Origin of the sequence: Megasphaera intestinihominis, assembly GCF_040096415.1 — a bacterium.
Lineage (GTDB): Bacteria > Bacillota > Negativicutes > Veillonellales > Megasphaeraceae > Megasphaera > Megasphaera intestinihominis.
Genome location: NZ_JBBMEU010000046.1, coordinates 1 through 16871 on the forward strand (window position 1 = coordinate 1; position 16871 = coordinate 16871).

At 48.9% G+C, this 16871-nt stretch carries 34 protein-coding genes; all 34 read right to left on the reverse strand.

Going from position 1 to position 16871, the window contains the following annotated elements; translation table 11 throughout:
* Positions 1-431, reverse strand: a 431-nt coding sequence (locus WMO23_RS08040; protein WP_349173746.1) for a helix-turn-helix domain-containing protein, incomplete at its 3' end; no start/stop codon positions are given.
* Positions 432-798: 367 nt separating this feature from the next.
* Positions 799-1275, reverse strand: a complete 477-nt coding sequence (locus WMO23_RS08045) for an 8-oxo-dGTP diphosphatase (protein WP_303267759.1) — start codon at positions 1273-1275, stop codon at positions 799-801.
* Between the two features lie 4 nt (positions 1276-1279).
* On the reverse strand, positions 1280-1702 hold the full coding sequence (locus WMO23_RS08050) for a DUF3783 domain-containing protein (protein ID WP_020311731.1): 423 nt from the start codon (positions 1700-1702) through the stop codon (positions 1280-1282).
* A 74-nt stretch (positions 1703-1776) separates the two neighbouring features.
* Entirely contained in the window at positions 1777-2115 is a 339-nt protein-coding gene (rplQ, locus tag WMO23_RS08055) for a 50S ribosomal protein L17 (RefSeq protein ID WP_014015763.1), read from the reverse strand.
* A gap of 17 nt (positions 2116-2132) precedes the next feature.
* Positions 2133-3113 (reverse strand): DNA-directed RNA polymerase subunit alpha, encoded by a 981-nt coding sequence (locus WMO23_RS08060; protein ID WP_020311732.1) that lies wholly within the window; start codon positions 3111-3113, stop codon positions 2133-2135.
* Positions 3114-3165: 52 nt separating this feature from the next.
* The gene (gene rpsK / locus WMO23_RS08065; protein ID WP_014015761.1) at positions 3166-3555 is read right to left on the reverse strand and encodes a 30S ribosomal protein S11; all 390 of its coding nucleotides are present in this window, start codon (positions 3553-3555) and stop codon (positions 3166-3168) included.
* 28 nt (positions 3556-3583) lie between these two features.
* On the reverse strand, positions 3584-3952 hold the full coding sequence (gene rpsM, locus WMO23_RS08070) for a 30S ribosomal protein S13 (RefSeq protein ID WP_020311733.1): 369 nt from the start codon (positions 3950-3952) through the stop codon (positions 3584-3586).
* A gap of 22 nt (positions 3953-3974) precedes the next feature.
* Positions 3975-4088, reverse strand: coding sequence for a 50S ribosomal protein L36 (gene rpmJ / locus WMO23_RS08075; RefSeq protein ID WP_020311734.1), 114 nt, complete (start codon positions 4086-4088; stop codon positions 3975-3977).
* A 23-nt stretch (positions 4089-4111) separates the two neighbouring features.
* Positions 4112-4330, reverse strand: coding sequence for a translation initiation factor IF-1 (gene infA, locus WMO23_RS08080; RefSeq protein ID WP_014015759.1), 219 nt, complete (start codon positions 4328-4330; stop codon positions 4112-4114).
* Positions 4331-4344: 14 nt separating this feature from the next.
* On the reverse strand, positions 4345-4614 hold the full coding sequence (locus tag WMO23_RS08085; RefSeq protein WP_014015758.1) for a KOW domain-containing RNA-binding protein: 270 nt from the start codon (positions 4612-4614) through the stop codon (positions 4345-4347).
* A 1-nt stretch (position 4615) separates the two neighbouring features.
* Entirely contained in the window at positions 4616-5368 is a 753-nt protein-coding gene (map, locus tag WMO23_RS08090; RefSeq protein WP_020311735.1) for a type I methionyl aminopeptidase, read from the reverse strand.
* A gap of 2 nt (positions 5369-5370) precedes the next feature.
* Positions 5371-6021 carry an adenylate kinase gene (locus WMO23_RS08095; protein ID WP_014015756.1) on the reverse strand — a complete coding sequence of 217 codons (651 nt, stop codon included), beginning with the start codon at positions 6019-6021 and terminating at the stop codon, positions 5371-5373.
* 16 nt (positions 6022-6037) lie between these two features.
* On the reverse strand, positions 6038-7300 hold the full coding sequence (secY, locus tag WMO23_RS08100) for a preprotein translocase subunit SecY (protein ID WP_020311736.1): 1263 nt from the start codon (positions 7298-7300) through the stop codon (positions 6038-6040).
* Between the two features lie 12 nt (positions 7301-7312).
* Positions 7313-7777, reverse strand: coding sequence for a 50S ribosomal protein L15 (gene rplO, locus WMO23_RS08105; protein WP_020311737.1), 465 nt, complete (start codon positions 7775-7777; stop codon positions 7313-7315).
* 21 nt (positions 7778-7798) lie between these two features.
* A complete protein-coding gene (gene rpmD, locus WMO23_RS08110; RefSeq protein ID WP_014015753.1) occupies positions 7799-7978 on the reverse strand; it encodes a 50S ribosomal protein L30 in 180 nt (59 codons plus the stop codon).
* Positions 7979-7996: 18 nt separating this feature from the next.
* Entirely contained in the window at positions 7997-8497 is a 501-nt protein-coding gene (rpsE, locus tag WMO23_RS08115) for a 30S ribosomal protein S5 (RefSeq protein ID WP_020311738.1), read from the reverse strand.
* An 18-nt stretch (positions 8498-8515) separates the two neighbouring features.
* A complete protein-coding gene (rplR, locus tag WMO23_RS08120) occupies positions 8516-8878 on the reverse strand; it encodes a 50S ribosomal protein L18 (RefSeq protein ID WP_014015751.1) in 363 nt (120 codons plus the stop codon).
* A gap of 30 nt (positions 8879-8908) precedes the next feature.
* Complete coding sequence (gene rplF, locus WMO23_RS08125) at positions 8909-9451, reverse strand: 50S ribosomal protein L6 (protein WP_020723728.1); 543 nt, start codon at positions 9449-9451, stop codon at positions 8909-8911.
* Positions 9452-9471: 20 nt separating this feature from the next.
* The gene (gene rpsH / locus WMO23_RS08130) at positions 9472-9864 is read right to left on the reverse strand and encodes a 30S ribosomal protein S8 (protein WP_014015749.1); all 393 of its coding nucleotides are present in this window, start codon (positions 9862-9864) and stop codon (positions 9472-9474) included.
* 31 nt (positions 9865-9895) lie between these two features.
* Positions 9896-10165 carry a 30S ribosomal protein S14 gene (rpsN, locus tag WMO23_RS08135; protein WP_020310050.1) on the reverse strand — a complete coding sequence of 90 codons (270 nt, stop codon included), beginning with the start codon at positions 10163-10165 and terminating at the stop codon, positions 9896-9898.
* A gap of 18 nt (positions 10166-10183) precedes the next feature.
* A complete protein-coding gene (rplE, locus tag WMO23_RS08140; protein WP_014015747.1) occupies positions 10184-10723 on the reverse strand; it encodes a 50S ribosomal protein L5 in 540 nt (179 codons plus the stop codon).
* Positions 10724-10744: 21 nt separating this feature from the next.
* A complete protein-coding gene (gene rplX / locus WMO23_RS08145; RefSeq protein ID WP_036200625.1) occupies positions 10745-11062 on the reverse strand; it encodes a 50S ribosomal protein L24 in 318 nt (105 codons plus the stop codon).
* Between the two features lie 16 nt (positions 11063-11078).
* Positions 11079-11447, reverse strand: coding sequence for a 50S ribosomal protein L14 (gene rplN, locus WMO23_RS08150; protein ID WP_014015745.1), 369 nt, complete (start codon positions 11445-11447; stop codon positions 11079-11081).
* 25 nt (positions 11448-11472) lie between these two features.
* On the reverse strand, positions 11473-11727 hold the full coding sequence (gene rpsQ, locus WMO23_RS08155; protein WP_014015744.1) for a 30S ribosomal protein S17: 255 nt from the start codon (positions 11725-11727) through the stop codon (positions 11473-11475).
* Between the two features lie 43 nt (positions 11728-11770).
* Positions 11771-11971 carry a 50S ribosomal protein L29 gene (gene rpmC / locus WMO23_RS08160; RefSeq protein WP_014015743.1) on the reverse strand — a complete coding sequence of 67 codons (201 nt, stop codon included), beginning with the start codon at positions 11969-11971 and terminating at the stop codon, positions 11771-11773.
* Between the two features lies 1 nt (position 11972).
* Positions 11973-12398 carry a 50S ribosomal protein L16 gene (rplP, locus tag WMO23_RS08165; protein WP_020310052.1) on the reverse strand — a complete coding sequence of 142 codons (426 nt, stop codon included), beginning with the start codon at positions 12396-12398 and terminating at the stop codon, positions 11973-11975.
* On the reverse strand, positions 12398-13066 hold the full coding sequence (gene rpsC, locus WMO23_RS08170) for a 30S ribosomal protein S3 (protein ID WP_020310053.1): 669 nt from the start codon (positions 13064-13066) through the stop codon (positions 12398-12400). The genes rplP and rpsC overlap by 1 nt, the downstream gene beginning before the upstream one ends.
* Before the next feature lie 13 nt (positions 13067-13079).
* Complete coding sequence (gene rplV / locus WMO23_RS08175; protein ID WP_014015740.1) at positions 13080-13415, reverse strand: 50S ribosomal protein L22; 336 nt, start codon at positions 13413-13415, stop codon at positions 13080-13082.
* 13 nt (positions 13416-13428) lie between these two features.
* Complete coding sequence (gene rpsS, locus WMO23_RS08180; RefSeq protein ID WP_014015739.1) at positions 13429-13704, reverse strand: 30S ribosomal protein S19; 276 nt, start codon at positions 13702-13704, stop codon at positions 13429-13431.
* A gap of 24 nt (positions 13705-13728) precedes the next feature.
* Positions 13729-14556, reverse strand: coding sequence for a 50S ribosomal protein L2 (rplB, locus tag WMO23_RS08185; protein ID WP_020310054.1), 828 nt, complete (start codon positions 14554-14556; stop codon positions 13729-13731).
* 30 nt (positions 14557-14586) lie between these two features.
* On the reverse strand, positions 14587-14871 hold the full coding sequence (gene rplW / locus WMO23_RS08190) for a 50S ribosomal protein L23 (RefSeq protein WP_014015737.1): 285 nt from the start codon (positions 14869-14871) through the stop codon (positions 14587-14589).
* The gene (gene rplD, locus WMO23_RS08195) at positions 14871-15494 is read right to left on the reverse strand and encodes a 50S ribosomal protein L4 (protein ID WP_020310055.1); all 624 of its coding nucleotides are present in this window, start codon (positions 15492-15494) and stop codon (positions 14871-14873) included. Before rplD ends, rplW begins: the two co-directional genes overlap by 1 nt.
* A gap of 31 nt (positions 15495-15525) precedes the next feature.
* Positions 15526-16164: a 50S ribosomal protein L3 gene (rplC, locus tag WMO23_RS08200; RefSeq protein WP_014015735.1), complete on the reverse strand. Its 639-nt coding sequence runs from the start codon at positions 16162-16164 to the stop codon at positions 15526-15528.
* A gap of 14 nt (positions 16165-16178) precedes the next feature.
* Positions 16179-16490 (reverse strand): 30S ribosomal protein S10, encoded by a 312-nt coding sequence (gene rpsJ / locus WMO23_RS08205; protein WP_014015734.1) that lies wholly within the window; start codon positions 16488-16490, stop codon positions 16179-16181.
* Positions 16491-16871 lie beyond the last annotated feature (381 nt).

Consider the following 16871-nt stretch of genomic DNA (forward strand, 5'->3'; position numbering starts at 1 on the left):
CTGATATAGTACTTTCCGGATGGCGTCTTGCTGATGGTCACGGTCTTTATGATACTGTTCTCCGGCAAGGGACGATGCTGGCATAGTTTCACCCAGCCGACTTTCGGCAGTTTCACCTTATGGCCCTCGATTCGGACAGAGCCTTTCTGGTTGTTCGTAGAATACGAAGCACGACAATTTTTCTTTGACTTGAAGCGCGGCTTGCCGAAATGCTTGCTGTCATTCCAAAAGTGGCTGTAGGCCTTATTCAGGTTCATTTGGGCATTGGCAAGGGCTAAACTATCTACTTCCTTTAACCAGGGGAATTCTTCCTTGTACTGCGCAGGCGTGTTATTCAGCTTTTGGCCGGTTTCCTTATAATAGTCAATGCGGTCACTCAGCATCTTGTTGTAGATGAATCGGACACACCCAAAGGTCTTGGCAAACATCATTTTCTGTTCCCTTGTCGGATAGATTCTGTATCGGTATGCCTTATTCACTATCATCACCTGCCTTGACTTTCCCAATCCTTTCACTCTTACTACTGATTATACTGCAACTCAACTTGTGAAGCCATTGTTTTTCTGATGGCATCGAGCCCTCAGAAAAACCTGCAATTCATCTCGCCGCCTAAAGAGGCGGGAGACTTCTTGCAGAATCAGGTTAAAAATGACTACGTTCTATTTATCACCTATTAATACTTTATAAGTGTAAACCAAATGCCAAAACAATGTCAAGACCCGAATTTTGTCGCAATTGTCTCAAGACTGCAAAAGACGACAGATATTGTCTATCTGTCGTCTTAGCTAACTCATGAATCTATACATTGTCTATGCGATACAATTCTAGATGTTGCAGATTCTCATTATCTTCGGCAAAGGTAATGATGCCTTTGACTTTTTCTTTTTTCAGCAGCATAGGAATCCAGGTCCGGTCGCCTTTCCACATTTCATCATACGGAAGGGCTGCCGGGTCGAACCATTGCGGTTCCATCTCTTCGGTTTCCTGGACAGTCCCCTGCCATTGGCGGAGGAAGTAGACGAAGCCGATGTGGTCCAGTTCCGATGAGGCCGAGAAGTGAAAGTCCAGGAAGCCGACGAGTTCCAGGTCTTCTTCCTTGGCGATGAGGCCCGTTTCTTCCCGGAGTTCCCGGACGGCGCACTGCAGGAAGTTTTCACCGGCTTCGATTTTACCGCCGAAGCCGTTCCATTTGCTGACGCCGAAGCCGCGTTTTTTGCGGCCTAATAAAAGTTTCCCGTCCGGGCGGACGGGAAAGCAAAGTGTCGTAGGACGCATGGTCTTACCTCTTTTTATGAAAATATTCGTGTTCTTTCGACAATTCCTGCAAAATCGTTTCGATAGTCCAAGAAATGTTGTTCGGCGTCAACATAGCCTTGAGGGGCACGTTCTTCAGGCGGCCCCGGCGGATGCTGCTCAGGAGCAGGTTGACAGCCTGGTTATCGAAGCCGCAGAGGATCAGCGCTTCTTTGGTGACAGGCGGAAGTTTTTCGTCTTCGTTCATCTGTTCGTGAACCTTGGTCTGTTCCGTTTCCTGTTTCATAGCGGCGATTTCAGCGATTTCTTCGTCAGTCAGTCCCAGGACTTTGCCGACTGTTTCGCCTTTTTCCGCTTCCGTAACGGCCTTGACCTTCGATTTCGTCAAGAGGGCCAGGAGCTTGACCTGGTCCAGCCGTTCCGGTGTAAAGTTGACAGCTAACATCATACGATATGGCATTTGTATCACTCCTTTGTGCAAAAAAGGAGCTGTCTTGCGACAGCTCCTTTTTTCTTACAAGCTTATACTAATTCGATGATTACCATCGGAGCAGCATCGCCCTGACGAACGCCAGTTTTGATGATGCGAGTGTAACCGCCCTGACGATCTTTGTATTTCGGTGCAATTTCGTCAAACAGTTTTTTGACAACGTCTTCATCCATCATGTATGCCAAGACCTGACGGCGAGCGTGGAGGTCGCCGCGTTTTGCGAGGGTAAGCATTTTGTCAGCGACTTTGCGAAGTTCTTTTGCCTTTGCTTCTGTCGTTTCAATGCGTTCATGCTGGAATAAAGAGGTGACAATGCTGCGCAGCAATGCTTTACGTGCGGAGCTGTCTCGTCCCAACTTTCTATAAGCCATCGTTCATCCTCCTCGAACTATTCTTCGTTACTCGATTTTAAATCGTAACCTTCTTTTTGCAACTTTTCAATGATTTCATCGACAGACTTCTTGCCGAGGTTGCGAATCTTGGACAAGTCGTCTTCCGTCCGTTCTACGAGGTCGCCTAAGGTGTAGATGTTTGCACGTTTCAGGCAGTTCGAAGCGCGTACGGAAAGATCGAGGACATCAATCTTGATGTCGTTGAGGTCCGGTTCTGTCGGTGCTTCCGGTTCTTCGCCATCTTTGTTGGTGAATTCAGCCAACGTGTCATTGACTTTGGCGTCGGTGGCGATGTCCTGGAAGTAATTCAAATAGCTGATCATAATGGATGCAGCCTTGGCGACGGCGTTTTCAGCACTGATGCTGCCGTCCGTCGTCACTTCAAGCGTCAACGAATCGTGATCCATTTCGTTGCCGACCCGGATATTGCCTACTTCGTAGTTGGTGCGCACAATAGGCGAAAAAATCGAATCGATGGGGATGACCCCGATCATATCCGTTTCTTTCTTGTTCTTCGTAGAAGGAACATACCCTTTGCCGCGTTCAATGTGGCACTGCATACGGATTTCAGCGTCCGTATCCAGCGTGGCAATATGAAGATCCGGGTTCAAAATTTCAATGTCTGAGTTTACGTTAAGATCGTTTGCAGTGAATTCACATTCACCAGAGATATCGACAGTGATATCGAGTTCGTTGATATCATCGTCCAGGAATTTCATCCGAACCTGTTTGAGGTTGAGGATGATTTCCGAAACATCTTCCCGAACGCCGGGGATGGTCGAAAATTCATGGAGAACACCATCGATTTTGATCGAAGTGATTGCTACGCCATCCAGGGATGCCAGGAGGACACGCCGCAAACTATTACCCAATGTGATTCCGTAACCCCGATCGAGAGGTTCACATACGAATTTTCCATAGGTACCGCCGTCATTGATTTCGACGGTTTTAACTTTAAACTTGTTATCATCGATCATTAGGAAAATCCTCCTATTTCAGAATCAAAACACCTTGGTTAATTATCTACGATTATACGCGTCTCCGTTTCGGCGGACGGCAGCCGTTATGCGGAATAGGAGTTACGTCTTTGATGGAGTTGACTTCAAGACCTGCAGCCTGCAATGCGCGGATAGCAGCTTCACGGCCGGATCCCGGACCTTTTACGAAAACTTCTACCTGACGGAGGCCATGTTCCATAGCAGCTTTGGCAGCCTGTTCAGCAGCCATCTGTGCAGCGAACGGAGTGCTCTTACGGGAACCGCGGAAACCGAGGCCGCCGGCACTTGCCCAGGACAGTGCATTGCCTTTTGCATCAGTGATCGTAACGATCGTGTTATTGAAAGTAGAACGGATATGTGCTGCGCCCGATTCTACGTGTTTCTTTTCTTTTCTTTTGTTGCTTCTTACGTTCTTAGCCAAAATCGTTTCCCTCCTTACTTAAAGAATCTTATTTCTTCTTACCTGCTACAGCTTTTCTCGGACCTTTACGGGTACGTGCGTTCGTCTTGGTGCGCTGACCGCGGACCGGAAGACCTGCACGATGACGTTTGCCGCGATACGAATTAACTTCGATCAGGCGTTTGATGTTGAGTGCTGTTTCACGGCGAAGTTCGCCTTCAACTTTATATTCAGAACTGATGACTTCACGAATTTTCTGTACTTCGTCTTCTGTCAGGTCGCGAACGCGGGTATCCGGGTTTACGCCAGTCTTAGCCAAGATCTTCTGGGAAGAAGAAAGACCGATACCTAAAATGTAAGTCAAACCAATTTCAACTCGTTTATCACGTGGTAAATCCACACCGGCTATACGTGCCATCTATTCATTCACCTCCTGCTTATTAACCCTGTTTCTGTTTATGTTTCGGATTTTCGCAAATGACCATGACGCGGCCTTTACGTTTGATAATTTTGCATTTTTCGCAAATTCTTTTTACTGACGGTTTTACTTTCATCATTAACCTCCTGCGTAATACTCTTACTTAAAGCGGTACGTGATACGACCGCGATTCAGATCATACGGTGTCAATTCGAGTGTGACCCGGTCGCCCGGAAGGATACGAATGAAGTTCATCCGCATTTTACCGGAGACATGAGCCAGTACGATGTGATCGTTTTCAAGCTTGACTTTAAACATGGCGTTTGGCAAAGCTTCAACGACGACGCCTTCTACTTCAATGACATCTACCTTCGACATAGTAACCTCCCTGGTCAATTCTTCACAGCCCGGTTCAAGACGGACCGTATCCATTCATTGCTGATTCTCGCGGGACCAGCGCTTCCAGTGGATACGCTCGTTCCCAATATCCGGAGATGCCGGCAATTCTTTTTTTTCGGCTTATCCAGGTTGTACTTTCTACCGTCAGCAATCCATACGTAGGGATAAGCCAGACTGCCGACAACAACATACAAGTGGCCTTTATCCCTGCCTGCCAGGCTTTCTACGACCGTGCAGACAGGTATCATCTGTGTCCGTTCCATCTTATTCTTCCGGAAGGGTAAGGATTTCAGGACCGTTTTCCGTGATGGCTACTGTATGTTCGAAGTGGGCTGCCGGTTTGCCGTCACGCGTGACGACGGTCCAGCCGTTCTTCAACTGGCGGACTTTTTCCGTGCCCATATTGATCATCGGTTCAATGGCCAGGACCATGCCCGGTTCCAGCAGTTCGCCGTGACCGGCCATGCCGTAGTTCGGCACTTCCGGATCTTCGTGCATGTCCGTACCGATGCCGTGGCCGACGTAGTCGCGGACGACGCCGTATCCAAAGGATTCGGCATACGACTGGACTGCGTGGCCGATGTCGCCGAGGTGATTCCCGGCAACGGCCTGTTCGATGCCTTTATAGAGGCTTTCTTCGGTGACCTTCAAGAGCTTGAGGGTCGCCGGATGAACGTGGCCGACGGGAATCGTTACCGTCGAATCGCCATGGTAGCCATTCTTGTTCACTACTAAATCAATGCTGATTATATCGCCATCTTTGAGCTTGCGGTGCCCCGGGATACCGTGGACAACTTCTTCATTTACGCTGGCGCAAATGGTTGCCGGGAACCCGTAATAGCCTTTGCAACTCGGAAAAGCGCCGCAGCTGCGGATGTATTCTTCACAGCGCTGGTCGAGTTCGCCTGTCGTGATGCCAGGTTTTGCCAGTTTCTTCATGAGCTGAAGGGCGTTGGCCGTAATGCGGCCAGCTTCGCGAATATACTCAATTTCCCGTTTGGATTTTAAAATAATCATGCTTATTTACTCTTTTCAAGACTAGCAACGATGTCTTTGTAGACATCTTCCATGCTCTGTTTGCCATCGATTTCGATGTAGAGATTGGAATTCTTATAGTAGTCGATGAGCGGTTTCGTCTGTGCAGCGTAGACGCTCAAGCGTTTCTTGACGGTTTCTACTTTATCGTCATCGCGCTGATACAATTCGCCGCCGCATTTATCGCAGACGTTCTTCACCTTGGACGGTTTGAATGTGACATGGTATGTCGCACCGCAGGAGCGGCAGATCTGACGGCCCGTCGTCCGTTTGATGAGTTCTTCATCGGGGACGGCAATGTTGATGACGCCATCGAGTTTGATGCCCAAATCGCGGAGGATGGCATCAAGGGATACAGCCTGGCTGGTCGTGCGCGGGAAGCCGTCGAGGATGAAGCCTTTTTTGCAGTCATCCTTGGCGAGGCGTTCTTTGACGATGCCTACGGTAACAGCGTCCGGTACGAGCTGGCCGTTGTCCATGTACTTCTTGGCTTCGAGGCCGAGCGGGGTCTGTTCTTTTACAGCTGCCCGGAACATGTCGCCTGTCGAAATCTGGGGAATACCATATTTTTCAATCAATCGTTCAGCCTGGGTACCTTTACCAGCACCCGGAGGGCCCATTAAAAGAATATACACTCAAACTACCCCCTTATTATTTCATAAATCCTTGATATTGTCTATTCAAAACTAAGGATTCTGCCTGTTTCATCGTGTCGATGGCAACACCGACGACGATGAGGATGGCCGTACCGCCGAAGTAAACCCCTTCGATCCCCGTGATCCAGCCGATGAAGTTCGGCAGGATGGCGATGAAGGCCAGGAAGAAGGCACCGGCGAGGGTGATTCTCGTCATGATGCGATCGATATACATGGCTGTCGGCTGGCCCGGGCGGATGCCAGGGATGAAGCCGCCATACTTCTGCATATTTTCCGTGAGCTGCGGGATGTTCAGCGAAATAGCCGTGTAGAAATAGGTGAAGAACATGATCAGGAGAGCGTACATGACCGTGTTGGTCACCGTGCCCCATGCAAAGAAGCTTGCAATCCACTGGACTGTTTCATTCTGTACGAACTGTGCGATGGTAATCGGGAACATCAGTACAGACGAAGCGAAGATGATGGGGATGACGCCAGCCTGATTGACTTTCAGCGGAATATGTGTCGAGTGACCGCCATACATCTTACGGCCGACGATACGTTTCGCATACTGTACCGTGACGCGGCGCTGACCCTGTGTGACTTCAATGACCACGACGATCATGAACAAGGCGATGACAGCAAAAAGCAAGGTCTGGAAGATGTTGATCGAACCAGCCTGGATGTACTTGTAAATCGTCATGCAGCCTTGCGGGAAGCGCGCTACGATACCGGCGAAGATGATGAGAGAAATGCCGTTGCCGATGCCGCCAGCTGTAATCTGGTCACCGAGCCACATGAGGAAACATGTGCCTGCCGTGAGGACCAGGGAGACCATGACGACCATGGCCCAGCTGTCGACGATGAGGGCATTGTTGACTTTCAGCGCATAGCTCATGGCGAAAGCCTGGATCAGTGCCAGGACAACCGTGCCGTACCGCGTGACCTTCTGGATCTTATCGCGGCCTTCCTGATTGTCCTTTGCCCATTGTTCAAAAGTCGGAACGACGGCTGTCAGCAGCTGCATGATGATCGACGCGTTGATGTACGGCGTGATGCTCATGGCCAGGACGGAGAACTTGCTCAGTGCCCCGCCGGCGAACAAGTCCAGGAGTCCGAACAAGTTGCCGCTGCTGAAGAGATTCTCAATGACCGACGAATCCACACCCGGTACGGGGATATGGACGCCGAGTCTGAAAACGATGAACATGATGAGAGTGAAGACTGCCCGTTTCCGGAATTCCGGGACGTTCAGTACGTTTTGGATGTTTTCTAACACCGCAACTCACCCCTACTGTTCTGCTACCGGTTCTTCTCCCGGTACTACAACCTTACCGCCTGCAGCTTCGATTTTAGCTTTAGCGGATTTCGTGAAGCCGTTGGCTACGACAGTGAGTTTCTTTTCGAGTTCACCGTTGCCGAGGATACGGACGCCGTCGCGGACATTCTTGAGGATGCCAGCTTCTACGAGAGCGACGGGATCGACAGTCGTGCCGTCTTCAAAGCAGTTGAGTACAGAAACGTTAACTTCTGCATATTCTTTAGCCCAAATGTTTTTGAAGCCGCGTTTCGGGAGCAAACGATACAACGGCATCTGGCCGCCTTCGAAGCCCGGGCGCTTGCCGCCACCGCTACGGGAGAGCTGACCTTTCATACCTTTGCCAGCCGTTTTGCCATTGCCGGAGCCGATGCCGCGGCCGACGCGGTTGCGTTTTTTCTTGGAACCAGGAACAATACTCATTTCATGAAGTTTCAATTCAGCGCACCTCCTTCTATATTAAATTTCTTCTACTTTTACTAAGTGTTCTACTTTATGAAGCATCCCTTTAATCTGCGGGGTGACTTCTTTTACTACGCTGGAGTTCGTCTTGTGGAGACCGAGGGCAACGATGGTTGCGCGCTGGTCGCCAGGACGGCCTGCCAAACTCTTTACGAGTGTAACTTTAACCTGAGCCATCTTGTTATATCCTCCTTATTAACCGTAAATTTCTTCTACAGTTTTGCCACGGAGTTCAGCAACTTTGTTGACATCCTTCAAGCGGCCCAAGCCTTCGAGGGTTGCCTGAACCATGTTGTTCGGGTTGGAAGAACCGATCGATTTGGTGAGGATGTTGCGGACGCCTGCCAGTTCCAATACGGCACGGACCGGGCCGCCAGCGATGACGCCAGTACCTTCAGCAGCCGGTTTCAGGAATACTTTGCCTGCACCGAAGATACCCGTGATCGTGTGGGGAATGGAACCGTTCTTGAGAGGAACGGAAATCATATGTTTCTTAGCGTCTTCAACGCCTTTGCGGATTGCTTCAGGAACTTCGCCAGCTTTACCTAAACCTGCGCCGACATTGCCATTGCCGTCACCGACAACAACGAGGGCACTGAAGGAAAAACGGCGGCCGCCTTTAACTACCTTAGCAACGCGGTTGATGAATACTACATTTTCCTGTAATTCGAGACCTGCATGGTCAACTTTTGCCATGTGTTATTTCCTCCTTGATTAGAATTTCAAGCCAGCTTCACGAGCTGCTTCTGCGAGAGCTGCAACACGGCCGTGATAAATGTAACCGCCACGGTCGAAGACAACCGTCGTGATACCTTTTTCGATAGCCCGTTTTGCAACTAAAGCACCGACTAATTTTGCGCCTTCGGCGTTGCCGCCGCTGACGTTCTGCCCTTTGATTTCTTTGTCCAAAGAGCTTGCGGAAACCAAAGTTACGCCGTTCTGGTCGTCGATGACCTGAGCGTAGATATTGTTAAGGCTGCGGAAAACGTTGAGACGCGGACGTTCTGCCGTGCCGTTGATGTTCTTGCGTAAACGCCAATGCCGTTTCAAACGGATTGTGTTTTTACTCTTCTTCAAGGAATTCACTCCTTTCTAATTAAATGTTACTTATTTTTTCGTACCAGCTTTACCAGCTTTACGACGGACATGTTCGCCTACATAGCGGATACCTTTGCCCTTGTACGGTTCAGGCAGGCGGTAGCCGCGGACTTTAGCAGCGAATTCGCCGACGACTTCGTTATCAGCACCGGAAATGGTGATCTGCGTAGCGCTCGGGCATTCGATGGTGATGCCGGCCGGAGCGTCGAGTTCGAGGGGATGGGAGAAGCCAAGAGTCAAGGCAAGTTTCTTACCTTTCATCTGTGCTCTGTAACCAACACCGACGATTTCCAATTCTTTCTTGAAGCCTTCCGAAACGCCTTTTACCATGTTGGCAATAAGGGCACGGGTGAGGCCGTGTAATGCACGATGATTTTTATCGTCAGACAGACGTTCTACAGTGATGACGTTATCAGCCACTGTGATTTTCATATCCTGGTGGAGCGTACGTGTGAGTTCGCCTTTCGGGCCTTTAACGGTAATTACGTGGCCATCGAGGTTTACATTTACGCCTGCCGGGATATCAATAGGCATTCTACCTACTCGGGACATATTGACACCTCCAAAACGATTTACCAGACGTAAGCGATAACTTCGCCACCCAAGCCGAGTTTACGAGCTTTTTTGTCGCTCATAACGCCCTGGGACGTAGAAATTACAGCGATCCCCAAACCACCGAGAACGCGCGGGAGTTCTTCCTTGCCAGCGTATACGCGCAGGCCCGGTTTGGAAATTCTCTTGATGCCGGTAATTACTTTTTCTTTATTAGAACCATATTTCAACGTAACTTTCAGCGTTTTGCCTTCGTTTACAGATTCGTAGTTTTTGACGAAACCTTCTTCTTTGAGGATGTCGAGCACTGCAGCTTTCATCTTCGAAGCAGGGATTTCTACTTTTTCGTGATATGCCGAGTTAGCATTACGGATTCTTGTGAGCATATCCGCAATCGGATCGGTCATTGCCATAATCTAAAAACCTCCCTCCATGGAATACGTGTTACCAGCTGGCTTTTTTAACGCCAGGGATCTGACCTTTGTAAGCCAGTTCACGGAATGTGATGCGGCAGATGCCGAATTTACGCATATAACCGTGAGGACGGCCGGTTACTTTGCAACGGTTGTGCAGACGAACCGGAGATGCGTTGGCCGACAGCTGAGAAAGTGCTTCATAGTCGCCTTTTGCTTTGAGTTCAGCGCGGAGCTTAGCGTATTTGGCAACCATTTTTTCACGTTTCTTTTCACGTTCGAGCATCGATTTCTTTGCCATGTATGTTATCCTCCTCTATTACTTTTCAAAAGGCATGCCCATCATTTTCAGCATGTCACGGCCTTCTTCGTCGGTCGTAGCTGTGGTAACGATGGTGATGTCCATGCCGCGAGCTTTATCAACCTTATCGTATTCGATTTCCGGGAAGATAAGCTGTTCTTTCAGGCCGAGGGTATAGTTGCCGCGGCCGTCGAAACCGGTGGCACTGACGCCGTGGAAGTCACGGACGCGGGGCAGTGTCAAGTTCATCAGTTTATCGAGGAATTCATACATCCGTTCGCCGCGCAGGGTAACTTTGCAGCCGAGGTTCATGCCTTCACGGATTTTGAAAGCTGCGATGGATTTCTTGGCTTTCGTGATGATCGGTTTCTGACCGGAAATGATGGTCATATCATTGACAGCAGCGTCCAAGGCTTTGGAGTTGGTAACAGCTTCGCCAACGGCCATGTTGATAACAACTTTGGTAACCTTCGGAATCTGCATTACGTTTTTATAATTGTATTTTTCCTGCAAGCCTTTTACGACTTCGGAAAGGTATTTGTCTTTTAATCTGGACACTCTCAAGGGCCTCCCTTCTTATTAGATAGCTTTACCGCTCTTTACGGCTGTACGGACTTTGGTGCCATCGGCCTGCTGGACCATTTTGACACGAGTCGGTTTGTCGCTTTCAGGATCTACGAGCATTACGTTGGAAACATGGATTGCTGCTTCCTTGGTGATAATGCCGCCTTGAGGATTGTTCTGACTCGGTTTCGTGTGGCGCTTAACCAGGTTAAGGCCTTCAACTACGACACGGTCTTTTTTCGAATACGTTGCGATGACCTTGCCTTTTTTGCCTTTTTCTTTACCAGCGATGACGATGACCGTATCGCCTGTTTTAACGTGCATTTTACCCATTGAGAACACCTCCTCCTTATAATACTTCCGGAGCCAGGGAGATGATCTTCATGAAATCTTTTTCACGCAATTCTCTGGCAACGGGCCCAAAAATACGAGTACCTTTCGGGCTTTTATCATTATTGATTACGACAGCTGCGTTTTCGTCGAAACGGATATAGGAACCGTCTGCACGGCGCAAACCTTTTTTAGAACGAACGATAACAGCTTTGACTACGTCGCCTTTCTTGACAACGCCACCGGGTGATGCATCTTTAACAGATGCGGTAATGATATCACCAATGTTGCCATATTTACGATACGAGCCACCCATGACCTGGATGCACAAGATTTTCTTGGCGCCAGTGTTATCGGCAACATTCAACACAGTTTCTTGCTGAATCATGGCTTAACCTCCTAATTAATGAAGCTTATTTAGCTTTTTCTACGATTGTCACTACTCTCCAGTGTTTCTGTTTGGACAGCGGACGAGTTTCTTCAATGCGGACTACGTCGCCAACATGGCATTCGTTGTTTTCATCGTGGGCTTTGAATTTTACAGTCGAGATAATCGGCTTTTTGTACAGCTTGTGCTGTGTTTTATATTCTACAGCAACGACAACGGTTTTGTCCATTTTATCGCTGACAACTTTACCTACGCGGATTTTCCGTTCATTTCTTTCCATCTGTGCTTGTGACCTCCTTTTAGATTCCAATTATGGACGTTTCTTACGCCTGCGCTTTCAGTTCTGCTTCACGCTGTACCGTTTTGATGCGAGCGATCGTCTTTTTGACTTCGCGGATACGCATTGGATTTTCTAATTGGCCGGTCGCATGTTGAAAACGGAGGTTAAACAATTCTTCTTTCAGGCTAACCACTTTTTCATCCATTTCGGCAGCGCTCAGCGCACGGATTTCTTTAACCTTCATTTTATTCACCACCTAATTCCTGACCTTTAACAACAAACTTCGTTTTAATCGGCAGCTTATGGCCGGCAAGACGCATTGCTTCACGAGCAATTTCTTCGCTTACACCGCCCATTTCAAAGAGTACGCGGCCCGGTTTTGCAACGGCAACCCAGTATTCAGGAGCGCCTTTACCGGAACCCATACGAGTACCAGCCGGTTTTGCCGTGATCGGTTTGTCCGGGAAGATTTTGATCCAGACTTTACCACCACGTTTGATATAACGGGTCATAGCGATACGGGCTGCTTCGATCTGGCGGTTCGTAATCCACGACGGTTCGAGAGCGACGAGACCGAAATCGCCATGAGCAACTTTATTACCACGATGTGCCTGGCCTTTCATGCGGCCACGGAACTGTTTACGATATTTAACACGTTTTGGAATTAACATTATGCTTCACTCCCTTCGCGTTTCTTCGGAGCTTTCTTAGCTTCCGGGAGGATTTCACCTTTGTAAATCCAGCATTTTACGCCGATGCAGCCATATGTCGTATGAGCTTCAGCGAAGCCATAGTCGATGTTAGCGCGGAGCGTGTGCAAGGGGATGGAACCGTCGCGAAGGCTTTCGCTGCGAGCGATTTCAGCACCGCCAAGACGGCCGGAGCACATGATTTTGATACCTTTAGCGCCCATACGCATGGTACGGCCAACGCACTGTTTCATAGCGCGGCGGAAGCCGATACGGCGTTCGAGCTGGCCGGCAACGTTTTCAGCAACCAGGGTTGCATCCATTTCGGCCTGTTTGATTTCTGCGATGTTTACGTCGACAGTCTTAGTGGTGAAGGCTTTCAACGCTTTTTTAATATCTTCGATACCTGCGCCGCCACGGCCGATGACCATGCCCGGTTTTGCGGTATGGATAATCAATTTGATACGTTTTGCAGAGCGTTCGATTTCAATACGAGAAACACCTGCGATGTATAACTGTTTCTTTAAGAATTCACGGATCTTGACGTCTTCATTCAAAAGTGCAGCGTAATCTTTTTCTGCATACCATTTTGCGTCCCAAGGTTTGGAAACGCCGACGCGGAATCCATGGGCATTAACTTTCTGACCCACTCCATTTCCCTCCTTATGCTTTTTCGTCAACAACAACCGTCAAATGACTGGAATGTTTGAGAATTTTGAAGGCCTGTCCACGGCTGCGCGGATGAATACGTTTCATCGTGGAATCCTGGTCAACAAAGATTTCAGAAATGAACAATTTTGCAACGTCCATATCATTGTTATGTTCCGCATTAGCAACGGCACTGCGCAAAGTTTTTTCAACTACACGGGAACCCACTTTCGGAGTGAATTTCAAGATAGCGAAAGCTTCGCCGACGTTTTTGCCCCGAACCAAGTCAGCAACAATCCGAATTTTACGGGGAGCAATGCGAATGTGTTTCGTAACAGCTTTTACTGCCATTTATGTTACCCCCTTATTTAGTTACTTTTTCGGCTTTAGCATGACCCTTGAACGTACGAGTCGGTGCGAATTCGCCTAATTTATGACCTACCATATCTTCCGTGATATAGACAGGTACATGTTTACGGCCGTCGTGAACAGCGATGGTGTGGCCGACGAAGCTCGGCAGGATCATCGAGGCACGGGACCAGGTTTTGATTACTTTCTTTTCGTTGGCTTCGTTCATAGCGTCGATTTTCTTCAAGAGATGGTGTGCTACGAATGGGCCCTTTTTAATGGATCTGGACACTTAGTTATCTCCTTTCCTCAACACTTATTTACGTCTCTTCACAATGAATTTATTGGAAGCTTTCTTAGCGTCGCGAGTCTTAACGCCATAAGCAGGTTTACCCCAAGGAGTAACCGGACGTTTACGACCAACAGGAGCTTTACCTTCGCCGCCGCCATGCGGATGATCGCACGGGTTCATGACAACACCGCGGTTGCCCGGACGGATGCCCTTCCAACGGGAACGGCCGGCTTTACCGATGGTAATGTTTTCATAATCCGTATTGCTGACTACGCCGATCGTAGCGCGGCAGCGTACGTGTACCTGACGAAGTTCGCCGGACGGAAGGCGGAGCAGTGCATAGTTGCCTTCTTTAGCCATGAGCTGAGCCGATTCACCAGCAGAACGGACCATCTGGCCGCCTTTGCCGATTTTCAGTTCAACGTTGTGTACGAGTGTACCGAGGGGGATATTCTGGAGCGGCAATGCGTTGCCGACTTTGATATCCGATTCCGGGCCGCTGTAGACGACGTCGCCAACTTTAAGGCCGTTCGGAGCGATGATATATTTCTTTTCGCCATCTGCGTAGAACAGAAGAGCGATGTTGGCAGAGCGGTTCGGATCGTATTCGATCGTCGCAACTTTTGCCGGGATGTTATCTTTAATACGTTTGAAGTCAATCAAACGATAACGGCGTTTGTGACCACCGCCCTGATGGCGGACAGTCATACGGCCGCTGTTATTACGACCGCCCTTATTGGTTACTTTAGCCAATAAGGATTTTTCCGGTTTAGACGCCGTGATTTCTTCGAATGTCGAAACAGTCATGAAACGGCGGCTAGCGGAGTACGGTTTAAATGATTTAATGGCCATTGTAGTGCCTCCTCCTTATTCGTTAATTCCTTAAGCTCCTTCGAAGAATTCGATGGTTTCGCCTTCCTGAAGGGTTACGATGGCTTTCTTGTAATCCGGGCGCTTGCCGATGTATTTACCCATGCGCTTGAATTTGCCCATCGTGCGAAGTGTTGCTACGCTTTTAACTTTGACGCCGAAGACGGCTTCAACAGCTTTACGGATTTCAACTTTATTAGCACGGAGCGGTACTTTGAATGTGTATTTGCCATCAGACATCATCATGGTCGTTTTTTCAGTGATGACCGGTTTCAGCAAGAGATCATGCATGTTCATTATGCGAGCACCTCCTCAATCTTAGCTACAGCGCTCTTCGTAACGAACAATTTCGTGTAGTGGAGCAGGTCAAAGATGTTGACGCCCGTAGTGGAAATGGCTTTAACGCCTTTGATGTTGCGTGCGCAGCGTTCTACGACTTCATCGTTGTCGGTGATGAAAAGGACTTTTTCACCAGCGAATTTGAAGTTGTTGATGAGTGCGACGACTTCTTTCGTCTTCGGAGCTGCGAGATTGATTTCGTCGAGGACGAACAATTCGTTAGTATTGACTTTATTGCTCAAAGCGGATTTAACGGCGAGGCGACGAGCTTTACGCGGCATTTTCTGTGCGTAAGAGCGCGGATGGGGACCCCAGATGGTGCCGCCACCAACCCACAACGGGCTGCGGTTGCTGCCTACACGGGCCCGGCCGGTTCCTTTTTGTTTCCAAGGCTTTCTGCCACCACCGCGAACGACACCGCGAGTTTTGGTGGAATGTGTGCCCAAGCGCTGGTTGGCGAGCTGACGGAGAACGGCCTGACGCATAACGGCTTCGTTCACTTCAACGCCAAATACGCTATCGTTCAATTCGATTTCACCGGTCTGTGCGCCGGTAATATTATACGTGCTTACTTTTGGCATTATATTTTATCCTCCTTCCTGTAGACAACTATTAGCGGGGTTTTACAGTATCGCGAATCATGACGAGGCTGCCTTTGGCGCCCGGGATACCACCTTTAACCAGGATCAGATTCTTGTCCATGTCGACTTTGACGATGGAGAGATGAAGAACAGTTGCCTGATTGCCACCCATTTGTCCAGGAAGTTTTTTACCTTTGACGACTTTACCGCCGCCACCACTGGTCATAGGTCCGAGAGAACCGGGTTCACGATGAGATTTGGAGCCGTGACCCATCGGTCCGCGGTGGAAACCGTGACGTTTGATGGTACCTGCAAAACCTTTGCCCTTGCTGGTGCCAATTACGTCGACGAGATCGCCGCTTGCGAAAATATCAGCTGCCAGAGTTTGGCCTACCGTATATTCCGGCGTATCTGTCAAACGGAATTCGCGAAGATACTTAACAGGAGCAACGCCTGCTTTGTCGAATTGACCCTTAACGGGTTTTGTCAGATGTTTTTCTTTGATTTCACCATAGCCGAGCTGAATGGAGTTGTATCCGTCCGTATCAACGGTCTTGACACGTACAACTACGTTCGGGGAAGCTTCGACGACGGTTACAGGGACGACTGCGCCTTCTTCAGTAAAGACCTGAGTCATACCTAATTTTTTACCCAAAATAGCTTTAGACATAATCGCACCTCCTCCTATAATTTGATTTCGATGTCTACGCCTGCCGGCAGATCGAGTCTTGTCAAGGCATCAACGGTCTTGTTGGATGCTTCGAGAATGTCGATCAAGCGTTTGTGCGTACGGAGTTCGAACTGTTCACGAGAGTCTTTGTTGACATGGGGAGAACGAAGAATCGTGAAGATGTTCTTTTCTGTCGGAAGCGGAATCGGTCCGGATACCATAGCACCGGTACGTTTCGCCGTGTCGACGATTTTCGCCGCGCTCTGATCAAGCGTTTTGTGATCGTAAGCTTTGAGGCGAATACGAATTCTTTCCTGTTTTGCCATTACTTAATTCCTCCTAACGTCTATTTCCTTGAATAGACTGCTCCATAAGAGTTTCCCCGCAAGGCGGGCAACATCTTATATCATAGTTTAGCGCGCCGCAGAGGGTATTACCCTGTTGTCGCGTACTTACTTAGTTTACTACAAAAAGGCGCATCATGCAAGGAGTTTTCTATGTTTTTGAGAAATAATCGAACCAATTTAACATGGGTCCCATGTCGTTGCATCATGCTAAAGGACTTGTCGCATGACGACAAGTCTTTTAAGTTGTTAGCAGTTAGTGGCTAGTGGTTAGCGGCCCGGCTCTCCTGCTAGGAGAGCTGTCAGCGCAGCTGACTGAGAGGTTAACCTCTCCGGCCCTTCGGGCCCCCTCTCCTATGAGGC